11 protein-coding genes are annotated in these 14,831 nt (G+C 71.7%); 10 read left to right on the top strand and 1 reads right to left on the bottom strand.

The features are described 5' to 3' along the window. Positions 1–430: 430 nt before the first annotated feature. The 8 genes from argC (at position 431) to argG (ending at position 8,276) form a co-directional block, all read left to right on the top strand. Positions 431–1,432, top strand: a complete 1,002-nt coding sequence (gene argC / locus AB0I88_RS34745) for an N-acetyl-gamma-glutamyl-phosphate reductase (RefSeq protein WP_361034681.1) — start codon at positions 431–433, stop codon at positions 1,430–1,432. 85 nt (positions 1,433–1,517) lie between these two features. After that, a complete protein-coding gene (gene argJ / locus AB0I88_RS34750; protein WP_361034684.1) occupies positions 1,518–2,690 on the top strand; it encodes a bifunctional glutamate N-acetyltransferase/amino-acid acetyltransferase ArgJ in 1,173 nt (390 codons plus the stop codon). Beyond that, positions 2,687–3,583: an acetylglutamate kinase gene (gene argB, locus AB0I88_RS34755; protein ID WP_361034687.1), complete on the top strand. Its 897-nt coding sequence runs from the start codon at positions 2,687–2,689 to the stop codon at positions 3,581–3,583. Before argJ ends, argB begins: the two co-directional genes overlap by 4 nt. Then, the gene (locus tag AB0I88_RS34760) at positions 3,580–4,725 is read left to right on the top strand and encodes an acetylornithine transaminase (protein ID WP_361034690.1); all 1,146 of its coding nucleotides are present in this window, start codon (positions 3,580–3,582) and stop codon (positions 4,723–4,725) included. Before argB ends, AB0I88_RS34760 begins: the two co-directional genes overlap by 4 nt. Then, a complete protein-coding gene (argF, locus tag AB0I88_RS34765) occupies positions 4,722–5,651 on the top strand; it encodes an ornithine carbamoyltransferase (protein WP_361034693.1) in 930 nt (309 codons plus the stop codon). The genes AB0I88_RS34760 and argF overlap by 4 nt, the downstream gene beginning before the upstream one ends. Further along, positions 5,648–6,148: an arginine repressor gene (locus AB0I88_RS34770; RefSeq protein WP_361034696.1), complete on the top strand. Its 501-nt coding sequence runs from the start codon at positions 5,648–5,650 to the stop codon at positions 6,146–6,148. Before argF ends, AB0I88_RS34770 begins: the two co-directional genes overlap by 4 nt. Then, entirely contained in the window at positions 6,148–7,041 is an 894-nt protein-coding gene (locus AB0I88_RS34775; RefSeq protein WP_361034699.1) for a hypothetical protein, read from the top strand. The genes AB0I88_RS34770 and AB0I88_RS34775 overlap by 1 nt, the downstream gene beginning before the upstream one ends. Further along, the gene (gene argG / locus AB0I88_RS34780) at positions 7,038–8,276 is read left to right on the top strand and encodes an argininosuccinate synthase (protein ID WP_361034702.1); all 1,239 of its coding nucleotides are present in this window, start codon (positions 7,038–7,040) and stop codon (positions 8,274–8,276) included. Before AB0I88_RS34775 ends, argG begins: the two co-directional genes overlap by 4 nt. Positions 8,277–8,325: 49 nt before the next feature. Here the strand turns inward: argG and dapE are convergent, their stop codons facing one another. After that, a complete protein-coding gene (dapE, locus tag AB0I88_RS34785; RefSeq protein ID WP_361034705.1) occupies positions 8,326–9,384 on the bottom strand; it encodes a succinyl-diaminopimelate desuccinylase in 1,059 nt (352 codons plus the stop codon). Between the two features lie 198 nt (positions 9,385–9,582). Here dapE and argH point away from each other — a divergent pair, with 198 nt between their 5' ends. Beyond that, positions 9,583–11,034 carry an argininosuccinate lyase gene (gene argH / locus AB0I88_RS34790; protein ID WP_361034708.1) on the top strand — a complete coding sequence of 484 codons (1,452 nt, stop codon included), beginning with the start codon at positions 9,583–9,585 and terminating at the stop codon, positions 11,032–11,034. A gap of 78 nt (positions 11,035–11,112) precedes the next feature. Beyond that, a complete protein-coding gene (locus AB0I88_RS34795; protein WP_361034710.1) occupies positions 11,113–14,517 on the top strand; it encodes a DUF4132 domain-containing protein in 3,405 nt (1,134 codons plus the stop codon). Positions 14,518–14,831: the final 314 nt, after the last annotated feature.

The following is a 14,831-nucleotide window of genomic DNA, read 5'->3' on the forward strand; positions in this document are numbered from 1 at the left end:
GCTGGACGGCACGCACGTAGGGCTCTGCCTGGTCGCTCGGGAGTGTCCCAGCGGTGGCCGGGGCGCCCAGTCGGTGCGCTGGGGGCGCCCGCCAGGCGGAGCGAGCGATTTCGGCCAGCAGGGTCAGCCTCCCCCAAAGCGATCAGGGTCATCTTTGGGGGGTAAGCCGGACCCGGTGGCCCGTGCGGCGCCAGCCGCCCGGGCCGGATCGTGCGGCGCCAGCCGCCCGATCAGGCTCCGGCGGGACGGGGAACGTTGCTTCTGGGCCGCGACGACGGCCGTACCAGACCAGGTTTTTTCTCGCAAAGACGGCCGGGACCGGCTGACGTCGCTCAGCATGCGGGAAGGCGGGCATGTCGTTTGCCGCTGGGAGTGCGGGTTGATACGGTACTTTGCATATTCATGCGGAGGTCGTAATGCGGAGGGCAGCATGGGAATCCGGGTCGCGGTAGCGGGCGCCAGTGGCTACGCGGGCGGTGAGTTGCTGCGCCTGATCGCCGGGCATCCCGAGTTCGACCTCGTCGCGGCGACCGCGCACAGTCAGGCGGGCTCGCCGGTCAGCGCGGTTCATCCGCAGCTCACCGGGATCGACCTGACACTCGGCGCGACTGACGCCGAGTCGCTGGCCGGGGCCGATCTGGTCTTCCTCGCTCTGCCGCACGGCCAGTCGGCGGCGGTGGCGGGGCGGCTGGGTGCCGGGGTGCGGGTGGTCGACCTGGGCGCCGACTTCCGGCTGGAGAGCGCCGAGCAGTGGACGCGTTACTACGGCGGCGGGCACGCGGGCACCTGGACCTACGGGCTGCCGGAGCTGCCGGGCGCGCGCGCCGCGATCGCGGGTGCCGACCGGGTGGCCAACACCGGCTGCTACGCCGCGACGATCATCCTGGCGCTCGCGCCGCTGATCGCCGCCGGTGTCGCCGACCCGGAGGACGTGGTGGTCGTCGCCAGTTCGGGCACCTCGGGCGCCGGGCGCAACGCCAAGGTCAACCTGCTGGGCAGCGAGGTCATGGGTGACCTGTCGCCCTACAAGGTCGGCGCTCACCAGCACGTCGCCGAGATCAAACAGGCCACCGGGGCCGGCTCGCTGTCGATGACGCCGATCCTGGCGCCGATGCCGCGCGGCATCCTGGCGACGGTGACGGCGCGCCGCCGCAACGGCGGAGATCCGCGCGAGGCGCTGCTGGCGGCCTATGCGGACGCCCCGTTCGTGCATGTGCTGCCGGAGGGCTCGTGGCCACGCACCGCGGCGACCGCGGGTTCCAACTCGTGTCACCTGCAGGCCACGGTCGACATCGACTCGGGTCGCATCATCGTGGTGAGCGCGCTGGACAACCTGGGCAAGGGCGCCGCCGGCCAGGCCGTGCAGAACGCCAACATCATGTTCGGTCTGCCCGAGACGACGGGCCTGAGCGTCTTCGGAGTAGCGCCGTGACCGACTGCACCGAGTGGCAACAAGTAGCAGCTCTCGACGGCCTCGCAGACGAGGGCCGGGAGGGCATGGCCAAGGAGGCACTGCCGTGACTGTCACTCATCCCAAGGGCTTTCGGGCTTCGGGTGTCGCCGCCGGGCTCAAGGCCAGTGGCAACGCCGACGTCGCCCTGATCGTCAACGACGGCCCCGACTACACGGCGGCCGGCGTCTTCACCGCCAACCGGGTGAAGGCGGCTCCGGTGCTGTGGAGCCAGCAGGTGCTCAAGGGCGGCGTCGTCCGGGCGGTCGTGCTGAACTCCGGCGGCGCGAACGCGTGCACCGGTTCGCAGGGTTTCCGGGACACCCACGCCACGGCCGAGCACACCGCCACCGTGCTGCGCGGCGGCGCCCACCGCATGATGGTCGGCCCGGGTGACGTGGCGGTCTGCTCGACCGGCCTGATCGGCGAGCTGCTGCCGATGGACCGGCTGTTGCCGGGTGTGAGCGCGGCGGCGAAGGCGCTCGCCGCCGACGGCGGGCCCCGCGCGGCCGAGGCGATCATGACCACCGACACGGTGGCGAAGAACGCGGTGGCCCAGCGTGACGGCTGGTCGGTCGGGGGGATCGCGAAGGGCGCCGGCATGCTGGCCCCGGCGCTGGCCACCATGCTCGTGGTGATCACCACCGACGCGTCGGCCGACAACGAGGTGCTCGACGCGGCGCTGCGCGCAGCCACCCGGGTGACGTTCGACCGGATCGACGCGGACGGCTGCATGTCCACGAACGACACGGTGCTGTTGCTGGCCAACGGCGCCTCCGACCGGCAGCCGACGCCGGCGGAGCTGACCGCCGCGGTCACCGAGGTCTGTCACGACCTGGCCCAGCAGTTGATCGCCGACGCCGAGGGCGCCACCAAGCACATCGCGATCGAGGTGCGGGGCGCCGCTTCCGAGGCCGACGCCGTTCAGGTGGGCCGGGTGGTGGCCAGGAACAACCTGGTGAAGACGGCGTTCTTCGGCAACGACCCGAACTGGGGCCGGATCCTGGCGGCGGTCGGCACCACGAGCGCGGCCTTCGAGCCGGACCGGATCGATGTGGCGATCAACGGTGTGTGGATCTGCAAGGGCGGCGCCGCCGCGGAGGACCGCGGCAAGGTGGACCTGTCCGGTCGGGAGGTGACCGTGACGATCAATCTGCGTGAGGGAGAGATGGGCGCGACGATCTGGACCACTGATCTGTCGCACGCGTATGTGCACGAGAACTCGGCGTACTCGTCATGAAAGCGCAGAAGAAGGCGGAGATCCTGATCGAGGCGCTGCCCTGGCTGGAGCGTTTCCACGGGACCACGGTCGTGATCAAGTACGGCGGCAACGCCATGATCGACCCCGCGTTGCAGGAGGCGTTCGCGGCCGACATGGTGTTCCTGCGACTGGTCGGCATCAAGCCGGTGGTGGTGCACGGCGGCGGCCCGCAGATCAGCTCGATGCTCGGCAGGCTGGGCATCGAGAGCGAGTTCCGCGGCGGCCTGCGGGTGACCACCCCGGAGGCCATGGACGTGGTCCGGATGGTGCTGGTCGGCCAGGTGGGCCGGGAGCTGGTGGGGTTGATCAACCAGCACGGGCCGTTCGCGGTGGGCCTCTCCGGCGAGGACGCGGGCCTGTTCACGGCGGTTCGCCGGCAGGCTGTCGTCGACGGTGAGCCGGTCGACATCGGCCAGGTCGGCGACGTCGAGGAGGTGCACACGTCGGCGGTCGACGACCTGATCGCGGCGGGCCGGATCCCGGTGATCGCCACGGTCGCGCCGGACGGCGACGGGGTGCTGCACAACGTGAACGCGGACACCGCCGCCTCGGCGCTCGCGGTCGCGCTGGGCGCCCGCAAGCTGGTGGTCCTGACCGACGTCCCGGGCCTTTACACGAACTGGCCGGACACCTCCTCGCTGACGTCGGAGATTGACGCGGACGCGCTGGAGAAGCTGCTGCCGAGCCTGGAGTCGGGGATGGCGCCCAAGATGGAGGCGTGCCTGCGCGCGGTCCGTGGCGGGGTGCCCGCCGCGCACGTCGTCGACGGCCGCGTCGCCCACTCGACGTTGCTCGAAGTCTTCACGGAAGAGGGATTCGGAACGATGGTGGTCCCGTCGATCAGCACGAGCACGGCGGAGGTCTCGGCATGAGCCTCGTCGAGCGTTGGCGGCAGTCGATGATGAACAACTACGGCACCCCGGCGATCGGCCTGGTCAAGGGCGAGGGCGCGGTGCTGACGGCGGAGGACGGGACGGAGTACGTCGACTTCCTCGGCGGCATCGCGGTCAACGCCCTCGGCCACGCCCACCCGGCCGTGGTCGCCGCGGTCACGAGCCAGATCCAGCAGTTGGGGCACGTCTCCAACCTGTACATCGCCGAGCCTCCGGTGGCGCTGGCCGACCTGTTGCTGGCGCTGGCCGGCCGGTCGGGGCGGGTGCTGTTCTGCAACTCCGGCGCCGAGGCGAACGAGGCGGCCTTCAAGATCTCCCGCCTGACCGGGCGCACCCACGTCGTGGCGACCGAGGGTGCTTTCCACGGCCGCACCATGGGGGCGCTGGCCCTCACCGGCCAGCCGTCGAAGGCGGACCCGTTCCGGCCCCTTCCGGGTGAGGTCACCCACGTCCCGTTCGGTGACGTGGAGGCTCTCGAGGCGGCGGTGACCGGTGAGACCGCCATGGTGATCCTGGAGCCGATCCAGGGTGAGAACGGGGTCGTGGTGCCCCCACCCGGTTACCTCACCGCTGCCCGGGAGATCACCTCGCGGCGCGGCGCGCTGCTGGCGCTCGACGAGGTGCAGACCGGCATCGGGCGTACCGGGCACTGGTTCCACCACCAGAGCGAGGGCGTCGAGCCCGACGTCATCACGCTGGCCAAGGGTCTCGGTGGTGGGCTGCCGCTGGGCGCCTGCATCGCGTTCGGCCCGACCGCCGACCTGTTCACCCCGGGCTCGCACGGTACGACGTTCGGCGGTAACCCGGTCTCCTGCGCGGCCGGGCTCGCGGTGATCCGCACGATCGCGAACGAGGGCCTGCTCGATCACGTGAAGCGGGTCGGGGAGCAGATCCGGCGGGGCGTCGAGGGCCACCCGCTGGTGAAGGAGGTGCGTGGCGCCGGCCTGCTGCTCGGCATCGTGTTCCACGAGCCGGTCGCGGCCGACGTCGCCGCCCGGATGCGGGACGCCGGTTTCCTGGTGAACCCCGCCAAGCCGGACGTGATCCGGCTCGCCCCGCCCCTGATCATCTCCTCCGATCAGGCGGACGCCCTGATCGCTGCCTTGGACGGTGTCCGGTGACCACCCGCCATCTTCTCCGTGACGACGACCTGACCCCGCAGGAGCAGTCCGAGATCCTGGACCTGGCCGCCGTGATGAAGGCGGACCGGTTCAGCCACAAGCCGCTGGCCGGCCCCCGCTCGGTGGCCGTCTTCTTCGACAAGGCCAGCCTGCGGACCCGGCTGTCGTTCGAGGCCGGCATCGCCGAGCTGGGCGGTCAGCCGATCATCGTGGACACGCAGAACACCCATTTCGGCCGGGGTGAGACGCTCGCCGACGCCGGCCGGGTGGTAGCCCGGTACGTGTCGGCGATGGTCTACCGGACGCACGGCGACGAACGGCTGGCCGAGCTGGCGTCCGGGGTGAACGTCCCGGTGATCAACGCGCTGAGCGACGGTTATCACCCGTGCCAGCTGCTGGCCGACCTGTTGACGATCCGGGAGCGGTTCGGCTCGACGGCGGGGCGGACGCTGGCCTATGTGGGGGACGCGGCCAACAACATGGCCCATTCGTACCTGATCGCGGGCGCCATGGCCGGGATGAACGTGCGGGTCGCCGGCCCGTCCGGGTTCGATCCGGCGCCGGCAGTGGTGAGCCGGGCCGGGGAGATCGCGGCGTGGACGGGCGGCTCGGTCGAGATGCTGCGTGACCCGCGGGAGGCGGTCGACGGCGCGCACGTGGTCGCCACCGACACGTGGACGTCGATGGGCCAGGAGGACGACGGCAAGGACCGGCTCACCCCGTTCTGGCCGTACCAGGTGAACACGGAGCTGCTCAAGGCGGCCGATCCGGGGGCGATCGTGCTGCACTGCCTGCCGGCGCACCGCAACGAGGAGATCACCGACGAGGTGATCGACGGCCCGCAGTCCGCCGTCTTCGACCAGGCGGAGAATCGTCTGCACGCGCAGAAGGCCCTCCTCGCCTGGCTGCTGGCGGCGAACCGGTGAACAACGCTCCGGTCACCCGCGCGGGCCGGCACGCCCGGCTCATCGAGTTGATCCGCAGCCGCCGGGTCAAGTCGCAGACGGAGCTGGCCGACATCCTCGCCCACGAGGGGGTCCAGGTCACCCAGGCGACGCTGTCGCGGGATCTGGAGGAGCTGAACGCGGTGAAGGTCGGCGGCGTCTACTACATCCCGGAGGACGGGCACAAGCCGCTGCGGGAGAGCACCAGCCACGGCCCGGCCCGGCTCATCCGGCTGCTGCGCGAGCTGCTGACCGGCGCCGACTCGAGCGGCAACATCGCGGTGCTGCGCACCCCGCCGGGGGCGGCGCAGTTCCTGGCCAGCGCGCTGGACCGGTCCGGCCTGGCGGACGTGGTCGGCACGATAGCCGGCGACGACACGATCTTCGTGGTGGCCCGGGACACCGGGCCCACCTCGGGTGCGGCCCTGGCCGAGAAACTCAGCAACTGGAGCAGGTCGGACCACGAGGAGGCCCGCTGATGACGTTCCCGCCCGCGGTGGAGGCGCGTTTTCCCGACTTCGCCGACCACACCGACAGCCTGGTGGGGCACGGTGTGGAGTTCTTCCTGGCCTCCAACGAGACGCTGCGGCCGCACCTCAACGAGACCCCGTACGGCCACAAGCTCACCTGGCTGGACTTCACCGACACCGCCGAGAAGGACTGGTCGATCCGGGACTTCCTGAACTTCTTCAACGTGATCAACGGCATCGCGTTCGGTGACCGGGGCATCCCGATGCCGCAGTGGGTGATGGTCGATCTGATCCTGATGCCGGCCGCCGCGCTGATCGCCGGCCTGCCGCAGGAGGAGTTCGCGGCGATGGTGGAGCGGTCCACGTTCCGTTTCGACACCGACGTGAAGCAGTTGCTGCGCAAGGTGCAGCAGGACATGCGGGACTCCGGCTACCGCGGCCCGGTGCCGGTGGGCGGCTACTGTGCCGCGCCGAGCGCCGAGCCGGGCCGCTGGGTGGGCTGGTCGTTGTGGTCGCTGATGCCGGCGGTGGGCCTGGGCAAGGCGGCGAAGGCGCTGGCCCTGTCCGCCTACCGGGCGCAGAAGCTGGACGGCGTCACCCAGTACGACAACAGCGCGCTGAAGGTGCACACCGAGTTCGGCGCGCTGAAGATCCTGGTGGCGACGGTGCCGTTCCACACCTCGCCGGGCTCGTTCGTCTACCAGAGTGATCTGACCCTGCCGGCCGGGGGAGAGCTGCCGGAGCCGACCTTCCTGCTCGATCCGTTCGACTACAGCCGCCAGCGGGCGATGCAGAAGGACATCGAAGCGGGCCGTTGTGAGTTCTACGTCCTGCCGCCCGGGCACGTCCGCCACGACGGTAAGACGTATGTGCCGATTCTCGAGAAGGAACTGTCCCGATGACCAAGCGCAAGATCGTCCTCGCTTTCTCCGGTGGTCTGGACACCTCGTACGCCCTCGTGGACTTCCGCGAGAAGGGCTGGGACGTGGTGACCGCCAACATCGACACCGGCGGTCTGCACAGCGGTGAGGCCGAGGCCGTCCGGGCGCGTGCCGAGGAGCTGGGCGCCGTCGAGCACCACGTGGTGGACGCCCGTGCCGAGCTGTACGACCGGGTCATCACCTACGCGATCAAGGCGAACTATCTGCGCAACGGCGCCTACCCGTCGTGCGTGGGCGCGGAGCGGCTGATCCAGGCGGAGAAGGTCGTGCAGGTCGCGCTGGAGGTCGGCGCGGACGCGGTGGCGCACGGTTCGACCGGCGCCGGCGCCGACCACGTGCGCTACGACGCGGTGATCCGGGCGCTGGCCCCGCACCTGGAGATCGTCACCCCGATCCGGGACGAGCGGCTCACCCGGGAGGGCGAGACCGAGTTCCTGCGCGGCCGGGGGTACGAGGTCAGCGAGAAGGTCAAGCTCTACTCGATCAACGAGGGCCTGATCGGCACCTCGATCGGCGGCGAGGAGACCTACGGTTCCTGGGAGTACCTTCCGGAGTCGGCCTGGACCTACACGAAGTCGATCGACGAGGCCCCGGAGAAGGGCGTCGAGCTGCTGATCAGCTTCGAGAAGGGCGAGGTCGTCTCGGCGGTGACGGCCGAGGGGTCGCCGCTCGTCGCCGCGGATGCACCGAACTACGCCGTTCTACAGGAACTGAACGTGCTGGGCGGCGAGCACGGCGTCGGCCGGGGCATCCACATGGGTTCCACCATGGTCGGCAACCTGGCCCGGGTCGGTTTCGAGGCGCCCGGCATGCTGATCCTCATCGCGGCGCACCGGGAGCTGGAGAAGCTGGTGCTGTCCAACCGGCAGCAGGCCACCAAGGCGACGCTCGGCAACACCTACGGCGACCTGTTGCACGAGGCCGTCTACTTCGACCCGATCATGGACGACTTCCGGGCCTTCCTGGACTCCAGCCAGACCCGGGTCACCGGCACGGTCCGGGTGCGGCTGCACAAGGGCAACATCGTGCTGCTGGGTTCGAGGAGCCCGTACAGCCTGCTCGACGCGGCGACCCGGTCGGGTGTCGTCTACGGTCACGGCTCGTCGCTGTGGACCGGCGAGCAGGCGCGGGCGTTCGCCCACATGTACTCGGTGCCCGGCGCCATTCAGCGCGCCGCTGCCACCCCCGCCGAATGATCGCGTGTCGACTTGGGGCGCGCTCCGCGCCCCAAGTCGACACGCGGGTTCAGGCGAGCCAGCTCTCCAGGACCTGGAGGGTGCGCCGGATCTCCGGCACCGGCACGTGCTCGCCGTCGGTGTGCGCCAGCAGCGGGTCGCCGGGCCCGAAGTTGACCGCCGGGATGCCGAGTCCGGCGAAGCGCGACACGTCCGTCCACCCGAGCTTGGGCGCGGGCGGCCGGCCGACGAGCTCGACGAACTCCTTCGCGGCCGGCTTGTCCAGACCGGGCCGGGCGCCGGGGGCGGCGTCGACCACCTCGACCTCGAAACCGGCGAACACCTCCCGCAGGTGCGCCTCGGCGGCGGCCACGTCACGGTCCGGGGCGAAACGGTGGTTGACGAACACGGTGCACAGGTCGGGGATCACGTTGCCGGCGATGCCGCCCTCGATCTTCACAGCGTTGAGACCCTCGTGATACCGCAAACCGTCGACGACCGGCTGCCGCGGCACGTAGGCGCGCAGCACGTCGAGGACCGCCCCAGCGCTGTGGATGGCGTTGCTGCCCTTCCAGGAGCGGGCCGCGTGCGCCGCCACCCCCGGCACGGTGATCTTCACCCGGATGGTGCCCTGGCAGCCACCCTCGACCGTGCCGTCGGACGGTTCGCCGAGGATCGCGAAGTCGCCGGCCAGCCACTCGGGGTGGTTGCGGACCAGCCGCCCCAGCCCGTTGAGTTTCGCCGCGACCTCCTCATGGTCGTAGAAGACGAACGTCAGGTCGTGCCGTGGCGACGGCAGCCCGGCCGCGAGCCGCAACATCACGGCCACACCGGCCTTCATGTCGACGGTGCCTCGCCCTCGCAGGATGTCGCCGTCCAGGACACAGGGCAGGTTGTCGGCGATCGGCACGGTGTCGAGATGCCCGGCGAGCACGACCCGGGTCTCCCGGCCCAGCGACGTGCGGGCCACCACGGCGTCGCCGTCCCGCAGGACCTCCAGATGCGGGTATGCGCGCAGAGCGGCCTCGACGGCGTCGGCCAGAGCCTCCTCCTCGCCGCTGACGGACGGTATGTCACAGATGGTCCGGGTGAGTTCGACGACATCACCGGTCAGATCGAGGCTGGTCATGTTGCAAAGTTATCAGATCAAAGGCATTTTTATACGTACGGCTACGTGTGCCGCCGTGGGCGGCCCGCGAGGCGCTGCGCCGTCCGGGCCGTGGCGCGCCCGCCGGGCGTGAGTGGGCCGTCCCACTCACCGCGATGACACCGGGCCGCCGTCCACGGCACGGAGAGCAGCGATAGGGTCCATGGAAGGTAACGAAACGTGAGCGAACGAGGAGTGGGTGTGTCGGAGAGCGACGAGCCGACGAGGCTGTGGGGTGGCCGTTTCGCCGGGGGCCCGGCGGAGGCGCTCGCGCGGCTGAGCGTCAGCGTCCAGTTCGACTGGCGGCTCGCGCCGTATGATCTGCTCGCTTCCCGCGCGCACGCCCGGGTGCTGGCGAACGCGGGCCTGCTCGACGCCGACGAGCTGGGCCGGATCCTGGCCGCCCTCGACGATCTGGCGTCCGCCTGCGCGGCCGGCGAGTTCCGGCCGACGATCGAGGACGAGGACGTGCACACCGCCCTGGAGCGGGGCCTGCTGGAGCGTCTCGGCGCCCTGGGCGGCAAGCTGCGGGCCGGCCGTTCCCGCAACGACCAGGTCGCCACCGACCTGCGGCTCTACCTGCGTGACCACGCCCGCGGGGTGGCCGTCGCGCTGATCGAGCTGGCCGACGCGCTCACCGAGCAGGCGGCCCGCAACGTCGACACCCCGGCGCCCGGCCTCACCCACGTGCAGCACGCGCAGCCGGTCAGCTTCGGCCACTGGCTGCTGGCACACGTGCAGCCGCTGCTGCGTGACCTGGAGCGGCTGCGGGACTGGGACGCGCGGACCGCGATCAGCCCGCTCGGCTCGGGCGCGCTGGCCGGCTCCTCGCTGCCGCTGGACCCGGCGGCGGTCGCCAAGGAGCTGGGCTTCACCGCCCCCGCGGCCAACTCGATGGACGCCGTGGCCGACCGTGACTTCGTGGCCGAGTTCCTCTTCGTGACCGCGCTGATCGGCGTGCACCTGTCCCGCCTCGGCGAGGAGGTGGTGCTCTGGACCTCCACCGAGTTCGGCTGGGTGGAGCTGGACGACGCCTTCGCCACCGGCTCGTCGATCATGCCGCAGAAGAAGAACGCGGACATCGCCGAGCTGGCCCGGGGCAAGAGCGGCCGGCTGGTCGGCGGCCTGGTCGCGGTGCTGACCATGCTCAAGGGCCTGCCGCTCACCTACGACCGGGACATGCAGGAGGACAAGGAGCCGGCCTTCGACGCGGTCGACACCCTGGAGCTGCTGTTGCCCGCGCTGGCCGGGATGGTCTCCACCATGACGGTCCGGGTGGACCGGCTGGCCGCGGCCGCGCCGGTGGGGTTCTCGCTGGCCACCGAGGTCGCCGACTGGCTGGTCCGCAGGAACGTGCCGTTCCGCGACGCCCACGAGATCACCGGCAAGCTGGTGGCGCTCTGCTCGGCCCGCGAGTGCGAGCTGGAGGACCTCACCGACGACGACCTGAAGACGGTCAGCGAGCACCTCGACCCGTCGGTGCGCCAGGTGCTCTCGGTGGCGTCGGCCCTCGCGGCCCGCACCACGCCGGGCTCGACCGGCCCCGGCCCGGTGGCCGAGCAGCTCGCCGTGGTGCAGCACAAGCTGGACACCTGGCGCCAGTGGGCGGTGGAGAAGGTCGTCCCGCGCTGACCTGACGGTGTGACGTGGAACGCCGGGTGGCCTCGCCGCCCGGCGTTTCTGTCACAGGCGACCGGTACGGTGCCGTTCATGTCGTTCGATCTACCCGAACCCTGGTCGTCCCGGCTGCACCCCCGCCGGGGCGGCGCCGGCGTCCGCCCGGTCGAGCCCGATCCACGTGCGCGCGAGGTCGTCGACGGGCAGATGCGGGAGCTGCCCGGCTTCGTGGCCGGGGTGATCGCCAGTGCGTTCACCGATCCGTCCCTGGCGGGCCCTGCCCGGGCCTGGTGCGACCGGGATCCGGCGGCTCCCGCCGAGGGAGCGGCCGTCGTGGCCCTCGCCGCCATCCATCTGGATTCGGCGGAGCATGAGAGGCATCCCTGGTTCGCCGACCTCTGGCTGAGCGAGCGGGGCGTCCGTTTCGCGGCCGAGGCGGTGGTGGCGCTGTTCTCGATGTTCGTGGTCGCCGAGGGCGACGAGATGCTTCTCCGGAGCATCCGCCGCGACGGCACGGAGACCATGGGGGTGCGCCGCCGCCGCGTCGGCGAGGGCGGCGTCTGGTCGCTGTTCTCCGATCCACACATGCTGATGCTGCTGCGGGCCCGAGCGGCGCTCGCGGCCGCGCCCGCCGATGTCTACGCCGAGACAGTCTCCGCCCTCGCCGCTCTGCGCACGCTCGGCCCGCACGCCCGCTGCGCCACCTCGGTGCTGGTCCCGTCGCGGGGCGACTGGGTGACGGCGGACCTGGCGGAGGCGCTCGCCGAGCCCGACCGGCATCCCGCCCGGATCCAGTCCCTCCAGGACGTCGGCGACTTCTACCGGGCTTCGCTGCTGTTGAGCGCCATCAGCACCCCCGAGCATGTCGCCTCCGTGCTGACACAACCCGATGTCCTGCTGGCCGGATGGCCGGGTGGGTATGAGACGGTCGTCGACGGCCTCGGCCCGGCTGCGGTCCCCCTGCTGCTGAACTGGCTCGACCGGCTCGCGGCCCGGCGGGTCAACTGCAGGAAGGAGCTGATCGATCTCCTCGCCGTCCTGCCCGACGACGGCGCGCTCGCCGGCCTGATCGACCGCGCCGCCCAGCCGGACGTGCGCCGGGTCCTGACCGAGGCGACCGCCCGGTTCCCGGAGCGGGCGCTGCGCCTGCTGGCGGTCCCGACCGGAAACCCGGTGGTGAGCGACCTGCTCGCCGCCCGGGTGCGGGCCGATCCCACGCTCGCCGAGCGTGTCGCGGCCGGCCTGCCCACGGTCCCGGCAGGCCGGATCCGGCAGTTGCTGACCGAGACGGAGGCCACGGCCACCGCCCCGCCGGAGGCGTTGCCGCCGCTGTTGGCCGACCCGCCGTGGCGCCGCCGGAGAGGCAACCCGCCGGTCGTCCTCGCCCTGCTGGCGCCCGAGACACCGACCACCATGGAGTGGGCGCCCGGCGAGCGCGACGAGTGGCTGTCGGCACCCTTCGAGGTGACCGGCCCGGCCGGTGGGGCCGTGCCCGCCGCCGGCCTGGGTGGCTCCGCCGCGGCCGCCGGCCCGGGTGACTGGGCCGCGACCGCCGATCGGCTGCGCGCCGGCGAAGAGGTCGGCTGGCGTGACGCGGCCGAGTTCTTCGCCGCAGCGCCGGAGGAGATGGCCCGGCCGCTGCTCGCCGAGTGGAAGCCGCAGCCCGCCCCGGAGTGTGCGTCCTGGATGCGGCGGATCGTCGCCCGGTTCGAGGCGGACGCGCTGCTGCCGCTGCGGCACCTGGCCTTCCGCGACTCGGCGCTGGCGGATCCGTTGATGCTGCCGTTCGCATCCACCCAGGTCGCCTGGCGGATGGAGGTCCGCCCCGACTACGGGGAGAGGTTCATCGCGACGGCGCGGGCCTGGCTGGAGCGGCACTCCGGGTTCGCCGCGCGGGTGCTGGTGCCCCGTGCGCTGGGCCCCGACGGGCCGGCCCGGCGGTCGGCGCAGCACACCCTGGTGTTCATGGCCGGGGCCGGTCACGCCGAGACGATCCGGTCGGCCGCCGCTTCCTACGGCGCGGAGGCGGCGGCCGCCGTCGAGGCGCTGATCGTCACCGAGCCGGCCGCGATCCTGCCCGCGAAGCTTCCCTCGATCCCCAAGTGGTTCGATCCCGCCGCGCTGCCCCCGGTTCGTCTGCGGGGCTCCGGGTTCGTCCTGCCGGCCGCGTCGCTGCGCGACCTGGCGATGGTGTTCGCGCTGCACACGCCCCTGGAGTCGTATGTGGGGGTGGACATCGTGCGACGGGCGTGCGACCCGGCCGATCTGGCCCGGTTCGCGTGGGCGGTGTTCGAGTCCTGGCTGGCCGCGGGCGCCAACGGCCGGCAGGGCTGGGCGCTGGACGCGCTCGGCCTGGTCGGCGACGACGAGGTGGTGCGGCGCCTCACCCCGCTGATCATGGAGTGGCCGGGGCAGAGCGGGCATGCCCGGGCGGTCACCGGCGCCGGGGTGCTCGCCGCGATCGGCACCGACGTCGCGCTGCTGCATCTGCACCGCATCGCCGAGCGGTGCCGGTTCAGCGGTCTCCGTGCGGCGGCCGCGCGGCAGCTGGGCCACGTCGCCGGGAAGCGGGGTCTCACCGCCGAGCAGCTCGCCGACAGGCTGGTCCCCGACCTGGGCCTGGACGGTGACGGCAGCCTGACCCTCGACTTCGGGGCCCGGCAGTTCGTCGTCGGCTTCGACGAACAGTTGCAGCCGTTCGTCACGGACGCCGCCGGTAAGCGCCTCAAGAACCTGCCCAAGCCGGCTGCCCGCGACGACGCCGAGCTCGCCACCGCGGCGTCCCAGCGGTTCACCGCGCTCAAGAAGGAGGTGCGGGCACTCGCCGCCGACCAGGTCCGCCGGCTGGAGCGGGCCATGGTGACCGGCCGTCGCTGGACGGAGGAGGAGTTCCGGCGGTTCTTCGCCGAGCACCCCCTGGTGCGGCACCTGGCCCGGCGCCTGGTCTGGGGCCGCTACGACGCGGCCGGCGCGCTGGTCGGCGGCTTCCGGACGGCCGAGGACGGCACGTTCGCCGACGTGCACGACGAGATGGTCAAGCTCAGCGGCGACGAGGCGATCGGCGTGGTGCACCCGATCCACCTGGGCGAGGCGCTGGCGCCGTGGTCGGAAATCTTCGCCGATTACCGGATCGTGCAGCCGTTCCCTCAGCTCGGCCGGGAGACCGCCGCGCTGACCACGGCCGAGGCGGCCGCCGGCCGGATCACCCGTTTCCGGGGCCGCCGGGTGCCGACCGGCGCGGTGCTGGGGCTGGAGCGCCGTGGCTGGCGGCGGGAGCGCCCGCTGGACGGTGGCGTGAGCGTTCAGATCACCGTGTCGCCGACCGCCGGCCCGGGGTTCGTCCTGGATCTCGACCCGGGCATCGCGGCCGGGGCCGTGGACCTCTTCCCGGAGCAGACTCTCGGCGAGGTGGCCCACTTCGGCGGGACGGCCGTGCTCCGCGATCTCGATCCGGTACTGATCTCCGAGGTGCTCCGTGATCTGCAGTCGGTGACCTGACCTCGGCGGCCGGTACGGGGCGGTGGCGGGCAGTATGCCCGTCACCGCCTTTTTACATGTCTGTCGTTCTTCTGGCTCAGCCGGTCACGAGTACGCCGGCTCCCGGCATGAGCTTTCAGTGCATCGTGCAAGAAGTTGCATCGAGGGCATCCCTTCGAACGCCTGCTTACGCCGTACTGATGGTGGATCCCTGTAACCCGTTTCCATGACCATCATGTTCCGCAAGCCGATCCGGTAGGTAACAGAACAGCAGCTAGAGCCACCTTTAGCGCCCGCGATGTCGGGATCGTGCGGTTTCTCGCGGCGGTCAGGTT

This window comes from Actinoplanes sp. NPDC049802, assembly GCF_040656595.1.
Taxonomy (GTDB): domain Bacteria; phylum Actinomycetota; class Actinomycetes; order Mycobacteriales; family Micromonosporaceae; genus Actinoplanes.